At 70.1% G+C, this 16,097-nt stretch carries 18 protein-coding genes and 1 other RNA gene; 10 read left to right on the top strand and 9 right to left on the bottom strand.

Annotation, left to right across the window (positions count from 1 at the left end; genetic code table 11):
• Positions 1-189: 189 nt before the first annotated feature.
• Positions 190-561: a transfer-messenger RNA gene (gene ssrA / locus EL493_RS28250) on the top strand.
• Between the two features lie 62 nt (positions 562-623).
• Here the strand turns inward: ssrA and EL493_RS28245 are convergent.
• Positions 624-884, bottom strand: a complete 261-nt coding sequence (locus tag EL493_RS28245; RefSeq protein ID WP_019048545.1) for a hypothetical protein — start codon at positions 882-884, stop codon at positions 624-626.
• A gap of 116 nt (positions 885-1,000) precedes the next feature.
• Here EL493_RS28245 and EL493_RS28240 point away from each other — a divergent pair, with 116 nt between their 5' ends.
• Positions 1,001-1,798 (top strand): helix-turn-helix domain-containing protein, encoded by a 798-nt coding sequence (locus EL493_RS28240; RefSeq protein WP_232017260.1) that lies wholly within the window; start codon positions 1,001-1,003, stop codon positions 1,796-1,798.
• Between the two features lie 389 nt (positions 1,799-2,187).
• Here EL493_RS28240 and EL493_RS28235 read toward each other — a convergent pair whose 3' ends face one another.
• Together EL493_RS28235 and EL493_RS28230 are read right to left on the bottom strand one after the other, a co-directional pair.
• Positions 2,188-2,391 carry a hypothetical protein gene (locus EL493_RS28235; protein WP_019048542.1) on the bottom strand — a complete coding sequence of 68 codons (204 nt, stop codon included), beginning with the start codon at positions 2,389-2,391 and terminating at the stop codon, positions 2,188-2,190.
• A gap of 40 nt (positions 2,392-2,431) precedes the next feature.
• Positions 2,432-3,364, bottom strand: coding sequence for a serine hydrolase domain-containing protein (locus EL493_RS28230; protein WP_019048541.1), 933 nt, complete (start codon positions 3,362-3,364; stop codon positions 2,432-2,434).
• Positions 3,365-3,524: 160 nt separating this feature from the next.
• On the opposite strand from EL493_RS28230, the gene EL493_RS28225 reads away from it, so the two are divergent.
• Positions 3,525-4,412, top strand: coding sequence for a hypothetical protein (locus EL493_RS28225; RefSeq protein ID WP_022565479.1), 888 nt, complete (start codon positions 3,525-3,527; stop codon positions 4,410-4,412).
• Here EL493_RS28225 and EL493_RS28220 read toward each other — a convergent pair.
• Both EL493_RS28220 and EL493_RS28215 read right to left on the bottom strand, forming a co-directional pair.
• The gene (locus EL493_RS28220; RefSeq protein ID WP_019048539.1) at positions 4,390-5,229 is read right to left on the bottom strand and encodes a DUF1266 domain-containing protein; all 840 of its coding nucleotides are present in this window, start codon (positions 5,227-5,229) and stop codon (positions 4,390-4,392) included. The genes EL493_RS28225 and EL493_RS28220 overlap by 23 nt on opposite strands.
• Positions 5,230-5,339: 110 nt before the next feature.
• Positions 5,340-5,795 carry a PaaI family thioesterase gene (locus EL493_RS28215; protein WP_019048538.1) on the bottom strand — a complete coding sequence of 152 codons (456 nt, stop codon included), beginning with the start codon at positions 5,793-5,795 and terminating at the stop codon, positions 5,340-5,342.
• A gap of 112 nt (positions 5,796-5,907) precedes the next feature.
• Between EL493_RS28215 and EL493_RS28210 the strand changes: the two genes are divergently transcribed.
• Positions 5,908-6,603 carry a helix-turn-helix domain-containing protein gene (locus tag EL493_RS28210; RefSeq protein WP_019048537.1) on the top strand — a complete coding sequence of 232 codons (696 nt, stop codon included), beginning with the start codon at positions 5,908-5,910 and terminating at the stop codon, positions 6,601-6,603.
• 124 nt (positions 6,604-6,727) lie between these two features.
• Positions 6,728-7,216: an NUDIX hydrolase gene (locus EL493_RS28205; protein WP_022565480.1), complete on the top strand. Its 489-nt coding sequence runs from the start codon at positions 6,728-6,730 to the stop codon at positions 7,214-7,216.
• Here EL493_RS28205 and EL493_RS28200 read toward each other — a convergent pair.
• From EL493_RS28200 to EL493_RS28185, 4 genes are all read right to left on the bottom strand, one after another.
• The gene (locus tag EL493_RS28200) at positions 7,192-7,590 is read right to left on the bottom strand and encodes a VOC family protein (protein ID WP_019048535.1); all 399 of its coding nucleotides are present in this window, start codon (positions 7,588-7,590) and stop codon (positions 7,192-7,194) included. The two genes, EL493_RS28205 and EL493_RS28200, sit on opposite strands and share 25 nt — an antisense overlap.
• Before the next feature lie 50 nt (positions 7,591-7,640).
• Positions 7,641-8,054, bottom strand: coding sequence for an arsenate reductase ArsC (locus EL493_RS28195; protein WP_019048534.1), 414 nt, complete (start codon positions 8,052-8,054; stop codon positions 7,641-7,643).
• 124 nt (positions 8,055-8,178) lie between these two features.
• The gene (locus EL493_RS28190) at positions 8,179-9,480 is read right to left on the bottom strand and encodes a D-arabinono-1,4-lactone oxidase (RefSeq protein WP_019048533.1); all 1,302 of its coding nucleotides are present in this window, start codon (positions 9,478-9,480) and stop codon (positions 8,179-8,181) included.
• 60 nt (positions 9,481-9,540) lie between these two features.
• Positions 9,541-10,218 (bottom strand): TetR/AcrR family transcriptional regulator, encoded by a 678-nt coding sequence (locus EL493_RS28185; protein ID WP_019048532.1) that lies wholly within the window; start codon positions 10,216-10,218, stop codon positions 9,541-9,543.
• 131 nt (positions 10,219-10,349) lie between these two features.
• On the opposite strand from EL493_RS28185, the gene EL493_RS28180 reads away from it, so the two are divergent.
• From EL493_RS28180 to EL493_RS28160, 5 genes are all read left to right on the top strand, one after another.
• The gene (locus EL493_RS28180; protein ID WP_019048531.1) at positions 10,350-11,849 is read left to right on the top strand and encodes an MFS transporter; all 1,500 of its coding nucleotides are present in this window, start codon (positions 10,350-10,352) and stop codon (positions 11,847-11,849) included.
• Positions 11,850-12,181: 332 nt separating this feature from the next.
• The gene (locus EL493_RS28175) at positions 12,182-12,604 is read left to right on the top strand and encodes a fluoride efflux transporter FluC (protein ID WP_019048530.1); all 423 of its coding nucleotides are present in this window, start codon (positions 12,182-12,184) and stop codon (positions 12,602-12,604) included.
• 64 nt (positions 12,605-12,668) lie between these two features.
• Positions 12,669-13,031: a fluoride efflux transporter CrcB gene (gene crcB / locus EL493_RS28170; protein ID WP_019048529.1), complete on the top strand. Its 363-nt coding sequence runs from the start codon at positions 12,669-12,671 to the stop codon at positions 13,029-13,031.
• A 47-nt stretch (positions 13,032-13,078) separates the two neighbouring features.
• Positions 13,079-14,716, top strand: coding sequence for a phosphoglucomutase (alpha-D-glucose-1,6-bisphosphate-dependent) (gene pgm, locus EL493_RS28165; protein WP_022565481.1), 1,638 nt, complete (start codon positions 13,079-13,081; stop codon positions 14,714-14,716).
• A complete protein-coding gene (locus EL493_RS28160) occupies positions 14,713-16,047 on the top strand; it encodes an MFS transporter (RefSeq protein WP_019048527.1) in 1,335 nt (444 codons plus the stop codon). The genes pgm and EL493_RS28160 overlap by 4 nt, the downstream gene beginning before the upstream one ends.
• Positions 16,048-16,097: the final 50 nt, after the last annotated feature.

Below are 16,097 nucleotides of genomic sequence, written 5' to 3'. Positions count from 1 at the left end.
GCGCGTCCCGGTCCGGCCGAAGGTGAACGTTACCCCGCTCCACCGGCCCGGCTACCGAGATCGAGCGGACCGATCGGTGTGGTTCGCTGCGGTGTCACACCGGCGACACCGCGCGCTGGCAGAAATAAGGGGAAGAAACCCGGCGGCGGCGGTGTTACCATGACTAGCCCGCACGGTGCGGGCACGTACGGGGCTGAACGGTTTCGACTGCGTACGTTGATTCAGGGGAAGCGTGTCGGTGCAGGCAAGAGACCACCGTAAGCGTCGTTGCAACCAATTAAGCGCCGATTCCAATCAGCGCGAGTACGCCCTCGCTGCCTAAGTAGCAGGTCGTCTCTGTCAGACCGGGTTCGTCCCTCGACCCGGATCCTGGCATCAGCTAGGGGGACTTACCGTCTGGGCCGGTCGCGGGTCACGGCGGAACATCACACAGCGACTGGGATCGTCATCCGAGCTTGTTCGTGAGACCCGGAGATCCGAGCAGAGGCATAGCGAACTGCACACGGAGAAGCCCTGAAGACGCGGCGGAGGACCCGGGTTCGATTCCCGGCAGCTCCACCAAAAGGCCCCTCACCCCAGGTGAGGGGCCTTTTTCATGCACCGGCCGGCAAACAGCACGGCGTTCACATCGACCCGTTCGGCGGCCGCGGGACGACGGCGCCGAGCTCGACGAGACGCATCCACGCTGCGGCCTTGCGCGCGCACCGCACGCGATCGCACACGCGATGCAGCTGCAGGACCCGGTGCGCCATCTCGCGGGAGAGCGGATAGTCCGGCGCGGAGTGGTCGAGCACCGGCGACGGCCGCCCGTTCTGCTCGGCCTCCTGCGCCAATCGCGCGATGATGTCCCACACGGTCAGATCATTCGGCTTCTGTGCCCACATAGTTGCCCCTCCTTCGGCTGGGTGCTCGACCCGACGCCGAAGATTCGCGGCGTTCGGCGCCGGGGAGCGAAACCAACAGTGCCCGCCTCCGATGTGTGCCCGCGACGACAGCGCGGGTGTCGATCGATGCCTATTCGGGGCGACATTCAGGCGTCATTCGGGTTACCGTTGCAGCCATGGGGAGCACTCCGAACACGGCACTTCGCGCCGCGCGTACCGCCCGGATCATGAGTCAGGACGACCTCGCCCGCGCGCTGCGCGATGCCGGGTGCGTCAGCGCGACGAAACGTCTTGTGCAGCGCTGGGAGTCCGGCACCACCACCCAGCCACGACCGAGCCATGCTCGCGCGCTCGAGCGGGTGCTGGGACTGCCGATCGAAACGCTCGGCTTCGGCATCGTGCGTGCCGGCCGCGAGGTCGGGGGAGCGTTCGACCGCAGCCACGAAGTCGAGTCGCCCATCGACGCGGTGACCGCGCCGGACGCGACCACTCCCGCGCGCGCGGTCGGAGATTTCTCCGGGGTCTGGCTGTCGCGTTACGAGTACTATTCCAGTGGGCGCGAATCGTCGTTCACCGTCGCGCATTACGCCGTGGTGCTACAGCACGGAACCCAGGTCACCGTGCGTAGCCTCCCCGGCTCGTCGCCGTCGACGATCGAGCTCGACCTCACGCTCGAAGGCAACGTCGCGACGGGCACCTGGTCCGAGCGCACCGCGATGGACGGCTACTACCACGGGGCGCGCTACCACGGCGCGCTCCAATTGCTGGCCGACCCGACCGGCAACCGGCTGGCCGGGAAGTGGCTCGGATTCGGCAAGGATTTCGAGATCAACTCCGGCCCCTGGGAACTGGTGCTGCAGAGCCCCAGCACCAGCAAAACCACGATCGACACCTACCAGCGGCCCCCTGCCTAGCGAAGCGCGGAGATGGGTGCGCGCGAGGAGAGCTCGAAGTTCCGGCGCGGGAAGTCGGCGCCGGAGGGGTGATCCTCGACTCGATCCGGCGATAGCGCCTCAGCGCATGAACTCGGGCAGCCCGTCGTCGACGTTCGTCCCGGCGAGTTGACCTGCGAAGGCATCGCGCGCGGCCTGAACCGATTCCACACCGGCCGTGGGGAACTCGCGGGGCGAGATTTCGGAGGGCCGCGAGCGTCGAGGAGTCCACGGGCGTACAGGTCCGGATCATGCCCCCGAGTGCCAGCTGCAAGCCCCGCTCGAAGGCCAGAACCAGTTCGTCTCGTGTCGGCTCGCGATAGGCGCTCATGCGCTACGGAAGGGCCTTTCACCCAGGTGGGCGTTCTTATTCACCCGGCCGACAGGCTTTCGAGGGCCTCGCGGATGAAGCACAGGGGGCAGATCGGGTCGAATGGTGGTGTCGGTGCGCCGCCGATCACGGGCTGGGCGGACACGGGCGGGGTGGGCGGGTTTGCGGTGGCGATGGTCGGGGTGGTGCCGATCGCCAGGGTGAGGGAGGCGGTGGCCAGGGTCTTCCACAGGATTCGGGTCATCAGTTCTTCTCGCTCGCAGGGGTATCGGTGGGGTCGGCATTCATGACGGGACCGCGGGTGGGCGGTCGGGGACGAGGTGGGTGGCGAGGGCGGTGCCGAGGGGGATCGCGTTGTTGGTGGCGGGGGAGGCGGGGCCGTGGGTGGTGTAGACGACGATGGTGGTGTCGGTGACGTTGTCGTGGAAGGCGACTCCGTCGTAGCCGCCGTAGGCGGGGTTCATGTAGAGCCAGTCGTCGAGGTGGACCACGCCGAAGGCGAAGTACTTGTCCTCGGTGAAAGGGCCGATGCCCGCGGTGGAGGGGCCCATCATCTGCTGGAACTGGTCGGGGGTGAGGCGTTCGCCGGTGGCGAGGGCGCGGACCCAGCGGCCGATGTCGGCGACGGGGGCGTTCATATTGCCGCTGTGCAGGAAGGCGGTCGGGTTCCAGAAGGTGGAGTCCTCGAAGACCTTGCGCTCGTTGGTGTATCCGTGCAGGTAGGGCGGGTCGATGGCGGGGTCGAGGACGACCTCGCTGTCCTTCATGCCGAGCGGTTCGAGGATGTGTTCGGCGATCAGCTCGCCCAGCGGTTTCCCGGTGGCGATCTGCAGGACCTCGCCGAGGACGACGAGATCGCTGTGCGCGTAACCGAAGTCGGTGCCGGGCTCGAACAGCGGCGGCCGGGAGTTGGCTCGTTCCATCAGCTGGGTCGCGGTCCACTCGCGGATCGGGTTCTCGCCGAAGATCCGCAGGAACTCGGGATCGGTGACGTAGTCGGAGATGCCGGAGGTGCTGTCGGCGAGCATGCGCGGGGTGATCTTGTCGGCGCGCGGGAACGTGGGCAGCCAGCGCGCGATCGGCGCATCGATCGGCACGACGCCGTCACCGTCGAGCCGCCACAGCACGGTGGAGAGCATGGGTTCCATGGGCTGCCCGACGCGCACCTTCATGTCGGGGGTCGCGGGGACGCCGAGCGGCGAACCGCCGAGTCGCACGCGCGACGGTGCCCCCGATACCGGGAGGACACGCTCATGACGACGATCCCTTCACCGAAGAAGACTCACCCGAGCAGCGCAGACGAATCTACGCCGCCCCCTACCGCGGCGACAGCCCCTCGGTAGGATCCAGCGAGGTGCGGGGCTGGCCAGGAGGGATGTGGCTGTGATCGAGGTGTGGGGTACACGGGTCGCCGTGCGCTACGGCGACGGACGGCTGGTCACGACGCCGCTGCGGGCCGACGACGAGGCGGCGCTCGACATCGGGGTGGCCGAGCTCGCCCGGATCGCCCTGGCGACCACCGACGACGACCAGCTGGCGATGCTGCTGTTCTTCCGCACGGCCCAGGTCGGCGCCGACGGCACCCCCACCGACCGGCATCCGGTGCCGGTGTTCCTCGACCTCGGCGTACGCGCGCAGGCGCAGGTCCTGGTCCGGGCGGTCGAGCGCGACCTGATCGGCCTGCGCCGGGTGTTCCCGCCGCGCCCGAATCTGGCACCGCCACCGCCGATTCCCGGTCCGAACGGACCGCGTCGACCTGATGTGTCGGCCGCGGCGGCCCGCATGCGGCACGCCGGAAACTGCCTGCGCGAGATCGACATCCTGCACACCTGCGCCCGCCGGGACGAGTACGTACTCGAGCTTGCCCAGGCCGGTCACGAGGGCGCGCCGGGACTGGTCGCGATCACCACGCTGCGCCTGCTGTTCGTCTCGGCCTGGGCGGTCTACGAATTCCCGGTCGCCGTGCTCACCGGCGCCGAGGTGCGGGCCGTGCCAGGTCAGGTGGTGACGTTGCGCGTCGCCGGTGCGGGCGTGGAGCTGGACTTCCTGGACTGGGAGCCCGAGGACTTCACCCGCGTCGCGGGCGCGCTGCGGCTGGCCTGCGAGATCGAGCACGTCGACGGCTCGATCGCCCCCACGCTGCCCTCCTCGGCCGACCTGTTCGGCGAATGGCAGCTGCTGGTGGAGCGCCGCAAACTGGGAATGGTGTCCGACGACCCGTTCCGGCGTCAGGCCGTCGGCATCATGCTGGCGATGCCGGGCTGAACACCGGCGCGCCCGCGTGCAGGGCCACCCGCCGCCACGGGCTCGACGGGCGCAGGTGCAGCCCGGCGATCATCCGCCTGCGCTCGGCGATCTGGTTCCGCGCGGCCGAGAGGTCTTGCGCGGCCGCCCAGAAGATCGCGCCGGTGAGGAAACCGTCGCCGAACTGGCGCCAGTTGCGATAGTGCTGGCGAGCCCGGTCCAGGCCGGTCAGCATGTGTTCCCACGCCTCGTCGTCGGTGAGGTAGCCCGCGGTGCAGGCCGCCCTGGCGATGAAGACCAGCCGGGCCAGGTCCCAGGCGGTGGCGTCGGTCTGCAACGGGCTCGGCAGGCTGTCGGTGATGCCGAGCTTGATGGCCTGCAACCAGGCGTCGTAGTCGCGGTCGATGCCCGACGGGCCGCGATAGCCGCGGAAACCCGACAGGGTGTGCAGGAACTCGCGATGCTCGTCGGCCAGGCCGGACCGGTCGACCCGGCCGTTCTCGGTGGCCGCGGCGACGGCGAGCGGGTGCACGAGTTCGAACAGCGGCGCGTGCATGCCGGCCAGCAGCCTGCGGATGGTGTCGCGCGCGTCGTCGGCGTTGTCGACGCCCCACGATTCGTGCAGCCCCTCGATCGCGGTCTCGCGCCGGGTGGCGGTGCTGCCTTCCTCCTCGGGCAGGAACGCGACGCCGTCGCAGTGCGCGCCCCAGCTGCGCCCGTAGTAGGCGCCGACGGCCAGCGCCCTGATCCGGTCGTCGTCGACCGGCGCCCCCGACCAGACGTCGGGTTCGTCGTCGATATCGGGGCCGGGAAATCCCGCGACCCGCGGTTGCCGCACTGATCCTGCCGGTTGCATGGAGCCCACCCCTCCGCCGAGCCGAACGGTTGTGCCGCCAGATCTTACGGTCGCGCCCGGCGCGGGCGGCAGTCAGGGACGGGCGGCGGGTCTCAGCGCCCGAAGGCGCGCAGCTGATAGACCCCACGGGAGGTGGCCACGGTGGTGCCGTCGGCGTCGGTCACCACCGCTTCCAGCACGAAATCGGACTTGCCGTGCTCGGCGGCCTCGGCGCCCACCCGCGCGATCTCGTCCTCGCTGAGCGTCGCGGTCGCGCGCAGGTCGCTGCGGGCCATCGCGCGGAAGGCGATGTCGAAGGACTTCACCAGCGGGTAGAACGCGGCGGTGTCGAAGCTGGCCGCGGTGATCGCGCCGCCGAGGACTTCGGCGACGGTGAACTGCACGCCGGCGTAGATGGCGCCGAAGTGATTGCCGTTGCCCTCGCTGGGCACGGTGGTCACCGCGTGGCCGCGGCCTACCTCGAGCGCGCGCACGCCCATCTTCGCCGCGGCGGGCACCGCCAGCTCGATGGCGCTGTTGACGGTGTCGACCAAGTCGTCTGCGGGCATGGGCCGCGTCCTTTCCCGAACGGGACCGCTCTGTCCCGTGCGGCCAGCGTATCGGCGCGGTCCCGGTCACGGGCCGGTTCGCGGTGTCGGTGGCCGGGGTTACCGTCGAGGGGTGACCGAATACCGGGAGCGTCCGGCGCGGCTGGCCCGTGCCGTGGCCTGGACGAACACGATCACCGAGCCCGCCGCCCCGGTGACGGTGTTTCCCGACGGCTGCATGGACCTGATCTGGACCGAGGGCACGCTGCTGGTGGCGGGCCCGGACAGCCGCGCCGTGCACCTGCCCACCGCCAGGGCGCGCGAGTTCGCCGGCCTCCGGTTCGCGCCCGGTACCGCCCCCACCCTGCTGGGGATTCCGGCGGTGGAACTGCTGGACCGGCGCGTCGGGCTGGCCGACCTCTACGGCGACCGCCGGGCGCGCGAACTCACCGAGCGGGTCGACAACGCGCCCGACCGCGTTGCGGCGCTGGAATCGATCGCGTTGCGATTCGCCGTCGACGCGGCACCGGCCGACCCGGCGATCCCCGCGATCGTCGACGCCATCGCCGCGGGCGCCACGGTGTCGGGCACGGCCGCCCTGGCCGGGATGTCGCCGCGGTTGCTGCACCGGCGCGCCCTGTCCGCGTTCGGCTACGGACCCAAGACACTGGCCCGCATCCTGCGGTTCCAGCGGGCGCTGGCGGCGGTGCGGGCCGGGGTTCCGGCCGCCGAAACGGCCGCGGTCACCGGGTTCGCCGACCAGGCGCACCTGTCCCGGGAGTTCCGTGACCTGGCCGGATGCTCGGTCCGCGCTCTGCAAACCCGCTGAGTGGCCGGTCGGCGCCCGGAAAGTCGCATTCGGCAAACATCGCGCGGCGGGCTAGGCTCACAGTGCACGCCCCGTCGCAAGTGTCAGGCACGTCCGAACCACCGACGAGAGGATGTGAACCCCAATGATCGACGTATCCGTGTACTCCACGCTCCGCATCGAGGCCGAAAGAGACGAAGTCCGTCGACTTGTCGTAGGCGCGGTCGTCGTCCGGAACGAGCGGGTCCTCATCCTCCGCCGCCGACGATCGGATTCGCTGAGTGGCCGCTGGGAACTACCCAGCGGAGTGGTCGAGCCGGGGGAGTCGCTCGACGCCGCCCTGACTCGCGAGGTGGCGGAGGAAACCGGCCTGCGGGTCACCGAAATCACCGACTATCTGGGCGATTTCGACTATCTGTCCGGGCGCGGCGCCCGGACCAGGCAGTTCACCTTCGCCGTCGAGGTGGCGGAAGTCGGGCCGGTGAGTCTCACCGCACACGACATGCACCTGTGGCCCCGGCTGACCGAGGAACCGCCGGTCAGCGACGAGGTCCGCGAGATGCTGGGCCGGTACCGGCAGCGCCGGCTCGACCCGCACCGCTGGTCGGCCTATTCGCTGGGCAACGGGGCGTAGAGGTCGACGCCCTGGCCGTCGGGGTCGGCGAGCGAAGCGTAGCGCTGGCCCCAGACGGCGTCCCATGGCGCGAGTTCACCGTGGTAGCCGGCGTCGACCAGTTCGGCCCAGAGCTTGTCGACCTCGGCCGGGTCGGCGCAGCGGAAGGCGATACCGCTGCGGCCCGGCCCGGTCGGCGGCTGCCAGCCGGGGCTGAACGAGGCGATCACCTGTTCGGCGTCCAGGGCCAGCCGCAGGCCGCCGCCCAGTGGCGCCTCGGTGTGCACCTCGGTTTCGGCGCCCTCGGGGAACGCCAGTCCCAGCCTTCGGTAGAAGGCCACCGAGGCGGCCATATCGGAGACGACGATCGAGAAGACATCGAGCTGTGGAGTCATATCCGCAGCGTAGGCACTGCCGGGCGGCGCGGTCTTGAACGAATCGGACCTCAGCGCGCCGGGACCGGAACCAGTTCGGCGATGAGGTTGCCGATCAGGATCCGCAGGTGGTCGCGCATGCCGCGGACCACCTCGATCGGCTGCCCGGCCGGGTCGGCCAGCACCCAGTCGCGGTAGCTGATCCCGGGGAAGTACGGGCACACCTCGCCGCAGCCCATGGTGACCACCACATCGGACAGGCCGACGGCGTCGTCGGTGAGCGGTGTGGGCCGTTCACCGGCGATGTCGATGCCGATCTCGGCCATCACCGCGACCGCCGCCGGATTGAGTTCGGGGGCCGGGTCGCTGCCCGCGGTGCGCACGTCGATCCGGTCGCCCGCCATCGCCCGCAGCAGTCCCGCCGCCATCTGCGATCTGCCCGCGTTGTGCACGCAGACGAAGAGCACGCTGGGAGTGTGGGCCATGGTCGCCCTTTCGGCGCAGGGGCGAAGTGCTTGTGGCACTTCGGGTATCAGCGACCATCATTCCATCCGGCCGGGTGGGTGCGGGGCCGACCGGCGACACTGTTGTCCGCCGGATGTCCGCTCCTCAGCCGACCGGGCCGAGTACCCGGTTCACGTAGTCGTTGGCGAACACCCCGGCGGGGTCGAAACGACGCCGGACCTCGGCGAATCGATCCCACTCGGGGTAGCGGGAGCGCAGCGTCTCGGCGGTCTGGAAGTGGCGTTTGCCCCAGTGCGGCCTGCCCTGATAGCGATCGAAGACCGCCTCGCAGGCGCGGAAGTAGGGCTCCCACACCATGCCCTGGTACTGGTGCACGGCGATGTAGCAGGTCGCGCGTCCGCCCGCGGGGGACAGGAACGCGTCGTCGGGGGCCACCCAGCGCACCTCGATCGGCATCGGGGTGTCGAATCTCTTGGTCAGTTCGAGGATCTCGCCGATCGCGGCCCGGGCGTGCTCGCGCGGGATGGCGTATTCCATCTCGGTGAACCGCACCAGGCGCGGCGTCGCGAAGACGCGGTAGGAGCGGTCGATCTTGCGATTGTTGCTGCCCGCCCTGGTGGCGATCTTGTGGATGGCGGGGACCGTGGCGGGAATCCGCCTGCCCACCTTGCACAGACCGTCGAAGAGGTGGTTCGACAGCAGGACGTCGTTGAGCCAGGCGCCCGCCCGGCCGCGCGGCTGCTCGGGCGCGGTGGTGCGGTTGCTGGACTTGGTCATCGCCATGTCGCTGTGCGCGAAGGCGAAGAACTCGAAATGGTCGCTGCCGTCGGCGAGTTCGTCGAGATTGTCCAGCACCTCGGCGACCGGGACCGGGCGCTCCTCGAGCTCGAGCACGAACGACGGCTCCAGTTGCAGGGTGACCGCCGTGACGACGCCGAGCGCGCCGATGCTCACCCGCGCCGCGCGCCAGCCGTCCGGATCGGTCTCGGCGTCGAGCTCGACCCGGGTGCCGTCGGCGCGCATCACCTCCACCGCGTGCAGCGCGGCGGAGATGTTGCGCAACTGGGCGCCGGTGCCGTGGGTGCCGGTGGCGGTCGCGCCCGCGATGGTCTGGGTGTCGATGTCGCCCAGGTTGGGGAACGCCAGGCCGTGCGAGTGCAGCAGCGGGCTGGCCGCGTGCAGGGTGAGACCCGCTTCGACCCGGACCCGGCCCGTCGCGGTGTCGACGTCGAGCACGCGGTCCAGGCCGGCGAGGTCGACCAGCGTGCCGTCGGTGAGCACCGCGTCGGTGAACGAATGGCCCGATCCGGCGACGCGCACGGTGCGGCCCGCGGCGGTGGCCGCGGTGAGGATCTCGGCCAGTTCTGCGACGTCGCGTGGCGCGGCGACGACGGCGGGTGAGCAGCGCTGCTCGCCCGCCCAGTTCACCCAGGTGCTCTTGGTCATGTGTCCAACTGTAGAGGATGGACTGTGACGCGCGCTACTCGATCAGGGAAGAAGTACTGCTCAGCGGCGGCGGCCGACGCAGTGCATGGCCTTGGCGCGCTCGACCTGATCGTCGGTCAGCGGGTCGACCAGCAGGGGCCGGCGCGGTACCGCGTCGGTGCGCACGCCGTTGAGGGTGATGGCCATATAGCGCTGCCACACTTCGGAATTCACCGGTCCGGCGAACTCGGCGAAGGAGTTGACCATGTGGATCAGCGCGAAGAAGTCGGTGGTGGTGATGTCGGGGTGCACGGCTCCCGCGTCGCGCGCGCGATCGATGATCGCGGTGACCGACGGGCGGATCCGGTCGCGCAGCTCGGCGAAACGGGCCGGGTCCTCCTCGAGCTCGAGCATCACCTCGCCGAAGCCGCGGTTGGTCGCCAGGTGCTTGCAGGCGTTCTCGAAGAACTCCACCAGGCCCAGCCACGCGTCGGGGTTGCGGATCGCTTCGTCGGCCGCGTCGGCGAAGTCGACCATGTGCTGGTCGAAGACCTCGGCGATGAGTTCCTTCTTGTTGGCGAAGCGGCGGTAGACGGTGCCGACGCCGACGCCGGCGCGCTCGGCCACGTCGTCGAGGGTGATCTCCAGGCCGTGGTCGGCGAACAGTTCACGCGCGGCGGCGACGATGCGGGCCTGATTGCGCGCGGCGTCGGCGCGCAGTCGGCGGGGTGGTGCGGCAGTCGTCGTGGCGTGATTCACAGGTACATCCTACCAATCGGGGGATTAAGCGGAGGTGGTTTCTCCGTTAATCTGGTAGCTTCGAATGAAGCGGAGGCGGTATCTCCGATTATGCCACCGAAACGACACCCAGCCGACCTACAAGGGGAGTTATGACCACCACACTCGAGACCGGGACGAAGAGTCCCGCGGCCGCGGATACCGGCCGCCGCGGGTCACACGCCCTGCGCTGGTGGGTGCTTGCCGTCCTCGGCATCGCCCAGCTGATGGTGGTGCTCGATGCCACGATCGTGAACATCGCCCTGCCCGCGGCCCAGGCCGACCTCGGCTTCGGCGACGGTGACCGGCAGTGGGTCATCACCGGCTACGCCCTCGCCTTCGGCAGCCTGCTGCTGCTCGGCGGCAGGCTCAGCGACCTGTTCGGCAGGCGCAACACCTTCATCATCGGTCTGGTCGGCTTCGCGGTCGCCTCCGCCGTCGGCGGTGCGGCCACCACCTTCGAGATGCTCGTCGCCGCGCGCGTCGGTCAGGGTGTCTTCGGCGCGCTGCTCGCGCCCGCCGCGCTGTCGCTGCTCACGGTGACCTTCACCGAGCCGGGTGAACGCGCGAAGGCCTTCGGCATCTTCGGCGCCGTCGCCGGTGCCGGTGGCGCGATCGGCCTGCTGCTCGGCGGCGCGCTCACCGAGTGGGCCTCCTGGCGCTGGGCGATGTACGTCAACCTGATCTTCGCCGCCGTCGCCCTGGTCGGTGCCGTGCTGCTGCTGGCCAAGCACACCTCGGTGTCGCGGCCCAAGCTCGACTGGCCCGGCACGATCACCGTCACCGCCGCCCTGTTCGGCATCGTCTACGGCTTCTCGCAGGCCGAGTCCGAGGGCTGGACCGCGCCGTCCACGCTGGCCTTCCTGATCGGTGGCGCCGTGCTGCTCGCGGCCTTCGCGTGGATCGAGACCAGGGTCGCGCACCCGCTGCTGCCGCTGCGCATCGTCGCCGACCGCACCCGCGGCGCGTCCTACCTGACCGTGTTCATCATGGGCATCGGGATGTTCGCGATCTTCCTGTTCCTCACCTACTACATGCAGCTGACCCTGCAGTACTCGCCGATCATGACCGGCGTCGCGTTCCTGCCGATGGTGGCGGGCATGGTGGCCTCCTCGACCACGGCGCCCTCGCTGCTGCTGCCCAGGGTGGGCCCGAAGGTCGTCATCAGCGGTGGCTTCCTGGTGGCCGCGGCGGGCATGCTCTGGTTGACACAGATCGGCCTGGACACCGGCTACGCCACCCACATCCTGCCCGCGCTGGTGCTGCTCGGCCTCGGTCTCGGTGGCGCGATGTCGGTCGCGTTCCAGGGTTCGACCGCCGGTGTCGACCACGAGGACGCCGGTGTGGCCTCGGCCATGGTCAACACCAGCCAGCAGGTCGGTGGCTCCATCGGCACCGCGCTGCTGAGCACCATCGCGGCCTCGGCGATGACCGACTACGTGTCCTCGCACCAGCCCGGCCCGCTGACCATGGCGCAGGGCGCGATCGAGAGCTACACCACCAGCTTCTGGTGGGCGACAGCCACCTTCGTCCTCGGCGCGATCGTGATCGGCGTGCTCATGCCGAACAAGGTGCCCGCTCCGGCCGAAGGGGAGCCGGTGCTCGCGCACTGACCTGCCTCCGCACCACACCGGCGATGGCCCGGACCGAATCCCGGTCCGGGCCATCGCCGTTCGCTGCCCGGTGCTGAATGTTTGCTCGAAGTCGTGCGCGGAGCGTGTGCACTACGTCGTCCGGGAGGTCGCGTGACCGCCGTTGTCCGCGTCACGGCTGGCACAATCGGCGAAATCGCCCGTCCGGCCATATCTCGGACACCGGTGAGCGTGGCGTTCGCTGGGATGTCAACGTGCGCCACGGCGTAGCGGGCGACCGCCCGTCCGGGTGTCGGTGGGTCTCGATACCATGAGCAACGACCACCGTCGGATCAGCAGGGGAGGGCAGCGCAATGGCATCGCGGCCCCCGGCGCTCGATCCCGCCGTTCTCGCGGCGATCTCGGTGGGCGGCGGACTGGGCGCGACCGCCCGTTTCGGTCTCGCGCGACTGTGGCCCGTCCACCCCGGAGCCTTCCCGTGGTCGACCCTGGTGGTGAACGTGTCCGGCTGCTTCGCCATCGGTGTGCTGATGGTGGCGGTCACCGAGCTGTGGGCGGCGCCGAAACTGGTGCGCCCGTTCCTGGGAATCGGTGTGCTGGGCGGCTTCACGACTTTCTCCACCTTCGCCCTCGAGCTTCGTACACTGATCGGCACCGGTGCGGTGGGTACCGCGACGGCCTATCTGGGCCTGTCGCTGCTCGCCGGGCTCGGTGCCGTCGCCGTGGCCGTGTTCGCGACCCGGTGGGTGGCCGGTGCCGGACAGGGGACCACGTGAATCCGAGGACGGAAGGGCGCCATCCGATGATCGAGACGTGGACGCTGGGACGGGGAGGTCGGGCATGACGACGGCACTCGTGGTGGCCGGGGGCATGCTCGGCGCACCCGCCCGGTACCTGGTCGATCGGGCGGTCTCGGCGCGCTTCCCCGCGGGGCTGCCGTGGGGCACGCTTGCCGTTAACATTGTCGGTTCGGCGTTGCTCGGTGGTCTGATCGGCGCGGGGACCGGCAGTGCGCTGCTGGCGTTCGCGGGGACCGGCTTCTGTGGTGCGCTGACCACGTTCAGCACGTTCGGTTACGAGACCATCCGTCTGGTGACCGAGGGCGCCTACGTGTACGCCGTGGGCAACGTCGTGATCAGTGTCGCGGCTTGCCTGGCCGCGGTGTACGCCGCGGCGTCCCTGACCCAGTGGTTGTGCGCATGATCCTCATGACCAGCCGCGCGCAGCCGACACGGAAGGGAACACCCGCCATGGCCCACGATCGCGCCGGACGGCCTGCTCGCCCGACCGACCTGGTGGACATCGCCCACCTGGTCACCGCGTACTACAGCCGCGTCCCCGATCCGGCCGAGCCGAGCCAGCGGGTGGTGTTCGGCACCTCGGGCCACCGCGGGTCCAGCGAGGATTGCGCGTTCAACGAGGCGCACATCATGGCGATCACCCAGGCGATCGTCGAGTACCGCGCCACCCGCGGCATCACCGGGCCGGTCTACCTCGCGCGCGACACCCACGCCCTGTCCGAGCCCGCCTGGACCACCGCGCTCGAGGTGCTCGCCGGCAACGACGTCACCGCGATCGTCGACGCGCGCGACCGCTACACCCCCACCCCGGCGCTGAGTCACGCTGTGCTGCGCCACAACCGGGGCGGCACCAAACACCAGGCCGACGGCATCGTGGTCACCCCGTCGCACAATCCGCCGCGCGACGGCGGCTTCAAATACAACCCGCCGCACGGCGGCCCGGCCGACACCAAGGCCACCGACGCCATCGCCGACCGCGCGAACGAACTGCTGCGCGGCGGGCTCGCGGGAGTCAAGCGGGTGCCGCTGACCCAGGCGCTGAGCACCCACGTCGAGCGCTACGACTACCTCGACCACTACGTCGCCGACCTGCCGAACGCGTTGAACCTGGACGCGATTCGCGGGGCCGGTATCCGGATGGGCGCCGACCCGATGGGCGGCGCGAGCGTGGACTACTGGGAGGAGATCGGGCAGCGCTTCGATCTCGAACTCGAGGTGGTCAACCCGTTCGTCGATCCCACCTGGCGTTTCATGACTCTCGACAGCGACGGCCAGATCCGGATGGACCCGTCCTCGCGGCACGCCATGGCCGCGCTGGTCGGCATCAAGGACGACTACGACATCTCCACCGGCAACGACGCCGACGCCGACCGGCACGGCATCGTCACCCCCGACGGTGGCCTGATGAACCCCAACCACTTCCTGGCCGTGGCCATCGAATACCTGGTGGCGAACCGGATGTGGTGGGACGCGCTCACCAAGATCGGCAAGACGGTGGTCAGCTCGTCGATGATCGACCGGGTCGTCAACGTGCTCGGCCGCGACGTGTACGAGGTGCCGGTCGGGTTCAAGTGGTTCGTGCCCGGATTGTTCAGCGGCAGTCTGGCATTCGGCGGTGAGGAGAGCGCGGGCGCGTCGTTCCTGCGGATGGACGGCACCGTGTGGACCACCGACAAGGACGGCATCCTGCTGGCCCTGCTGGCCGCCGAGATCGCCGCCGTCACCGGTCAGACCCCGTCGGCCCGGTACGGCGAGCTGGAACGCCAGTACGGCAGCCCCGCCTACGCCCGCGTCGACGCGGCGGCCACGCCCGCGCAGAAGGCCAAGCTGGCCGCGCTCACTCCCGACGCGGTGACCGGCACCGAGATCGCGGGCGAGGAGATCACCGGGATCCTCACCACCGCGCGCGGCAACGGCGCGGCCCTGGGCGGGCTGAAGGTGACCACCGAGAACGCCTGGTTCGCGGCCCGCCCGTCGGGCACCGAGGACAAATACAAGATCTACGCCGAATCGTTCCTCGGCGCCGAGCACCTCACCCAGGTGCAGGCCGCGGCCGAGGAGATGGTGAACCAGGCGCTGGTCGAGTGAGCGCGCCCGCCAAGGTCCGGCTACCCGCCGAGATCTGGGTACTGATCGCGGCGGCGTTCGTCATCGCCGTCGGCTTCGGGCTGGTCGCGCCGGTGCTGCCGCAGTACGCGCGGGAATTCGGCGTCGGGATCGCGGCGGCGTCGGCGATCGTGAGCGCTTTCGCGCTCATGCGATTGCTGTTCGCGCCCGCCAGCGGCAGGCTCGTGCAGAAGCTGGGCGAGCGGCGGGTGTATCTGGCCGGCATCGTGATCGTCGCGTTGTCGACCGGGGCCTGCGCGCTGGCACAGACGTATTGGCAACTGCTGGTGCTGCGTTCGCTGGGCGGGGTCGGCTCCACCATGTTCACGGTGTCGTCGATGGCGCTGATCATCCGGGTGTCGCCGCCCGTGGCGCGCGGCCGGGTCTCCGGGATCTACTCCACCAGTTTCCTGATCGGCTCGCTGCTCGGCCCGCTGGTCGGTGGCGCGCTGGCCGGGCTGGGACTGCGCGCGCCGTTCCTCATCTACGCCGCGGCGCTGCTGATCGTGTGCGTCATCGTGTTCGCCGGGCTGCGTGATTCGCCGGTGCTGGCCGCCGAGGAGGCCACCGCCGCGGCGCCGTTCACCTTCCGCCACGCCTGGTCCGAGCCCGCCTATCGCGCGGTGCTGCTGTCGAGTTTCGCCGGTGGCTGCGCGGTGTTCGGGGTGCGGATGGCGTTCGTGCCGCTGCTGGTCGTGGAGATTCTGCATCAGGAATCGGGCATGGCCGGTGTCGCGCTGACGGTGTTCGCGGCGGGCAACGCCGCGGTGCTGTTCGTCTCGGGCCGCCTGTCGGACCGGTTCGGCCGCAAACCGTTCCTCATCGCCGGCTCGGCGATCTGCGCGCTCGGCACCGGTGTCCTCGGCGTCGCGCCGTCGCTGCCCTGGTTCCTGCTGGCTTCCTTCGTGGCCGGGATCGGCTCGGGCATGTTCAGCCCGGCCCAGCAGGCCGCGCTGGCCGACGTGCTGGGCACCCGCTCCCGTGGCGGTCCGGTGCTGGCCGCCTTCCAGATGGCCGCCGACCTGGGCACGGTGCTGGGCCCGATCGCGATCGGCTGGCTGGCCGAGCGCACGTCCTTCGGGCTCGGCATGGCGATCACCGGTGGCGTGCTCGCGGTGTCGGCGGTGCTGTGGGTGGTGACGCCGGAACCGTCCCGGATCAAGCATCCCGAGGACCCGGATCATCCCGATCACGCCGGTGACGGCATCGATCCGCAATGCACCTGCGACGGCTGCCCCGACGGTGTCCCCGTGGTCCGCGAGGGTCTCGTGCCGACGCTGCGCCCCGTCGACGCCGACCCGTCGAAGCGGTAGATCCGCAGGTCGGAGCCACTTTCATCGGCCCAGCCGACGCGCCGGCGCCG

The organism is Nocardia asteroides (assembly GCF_900637185.1).
Taxonomy (GTDB): domain Bacteria; phylum Actinomycetota; class Actinomycetes; order Mycobacteriales; family Mycobacteriaceae; genus Nocardia; species Nocardia asteroides.
Note: the sequence above shows the minus strand (reverse complement) of the source record. Positions and strands in the feature narration are given on the sequence as shown.

What these genes read in the sequence shown, in the direction of transcription:
- EL493_RS28245 (WP_019048545.1), bottom strand. Translation starts at nt 884, where the DNA reads ATGTGGGCACAGAAGCCGAATGATCTGACCGTGTGGGACATCATCGCG.
- EL493_RS28235 (WP_019048542.1), bottom strand. Translation starts at nt 2,391, where the DNA reads ATGACCCGAATCCTGTGGAAGACCCTGGCCACCGCCTCCCTCACCCTG.
- EL493_RS28215 (WP_019048538.1), bottom strand. Translation starts at nt 5,795, where the DNA reads ATGCCCGCAGACGACTTGGTCGACACCGTCAACAGCGCCATCGAGCTG.
- EL493_RS28205 (WP_022565480.1), top strand. Translation starts at nt 6,728, where the DNA reads ATGATCGACGTATCCGTGTACTCCACGCTCCGCATCGAGGCCGAAAGA.
- EL493_RS28200 (WP_019048535.1), bottom strand. Translation starts at nt 7,590, where the DNA reads ATGACTCCACAGCTCGATGTCTTCTCGATCGTCGTCTCCGATATGGCC.
- EL493_RS28195 (WP_019048534.1), bottom strand. Translation starts at nt 8,054, where the DNA reads ATGGCCCACACTCCCAGCGTGCTCTTCGTCTGCGTGCACAACGCGGGC.
- EL493_RS28190 (WP_019048533.1), bottom strand. Translation starts at nt 9,480, where the DNA reads ATGACCAAGAGCACCTGGGTGAACTGGGCGGGCGAGCAGCGCTGCTCA.
- EL493_RS28180 (WP_019048531.1), top strand. Translation starts at nt 10,350, where the DNA reads ATGACCACCACACTCGAGACCGGGACGAAGAGTCCCGCGGCCGCGGAT.
- EL493_RS28175 (WP_019048530.1), top strand. Translation starts at nt 12,182, where the DNA reads ATGGCATCGCGGCCCCCGGCGCTCGATCCCGCCGTTCTCGCGGCGATC.
- crcB (WP_019048529.1), top strand. Translation starts at nt 12,669, where the DNA reads ATGACGACGGCACTCGTGGTGGCCGGGGGCATGCTCGGCGCACCCGCC.
- pgm (WP_022565481.1), top strand. Translation starts at nt 13,079, where the DNA reads ATGGCCCACGATCGCGCCGGACGGCCTGCTCGCCCGACCGACCTGGTG.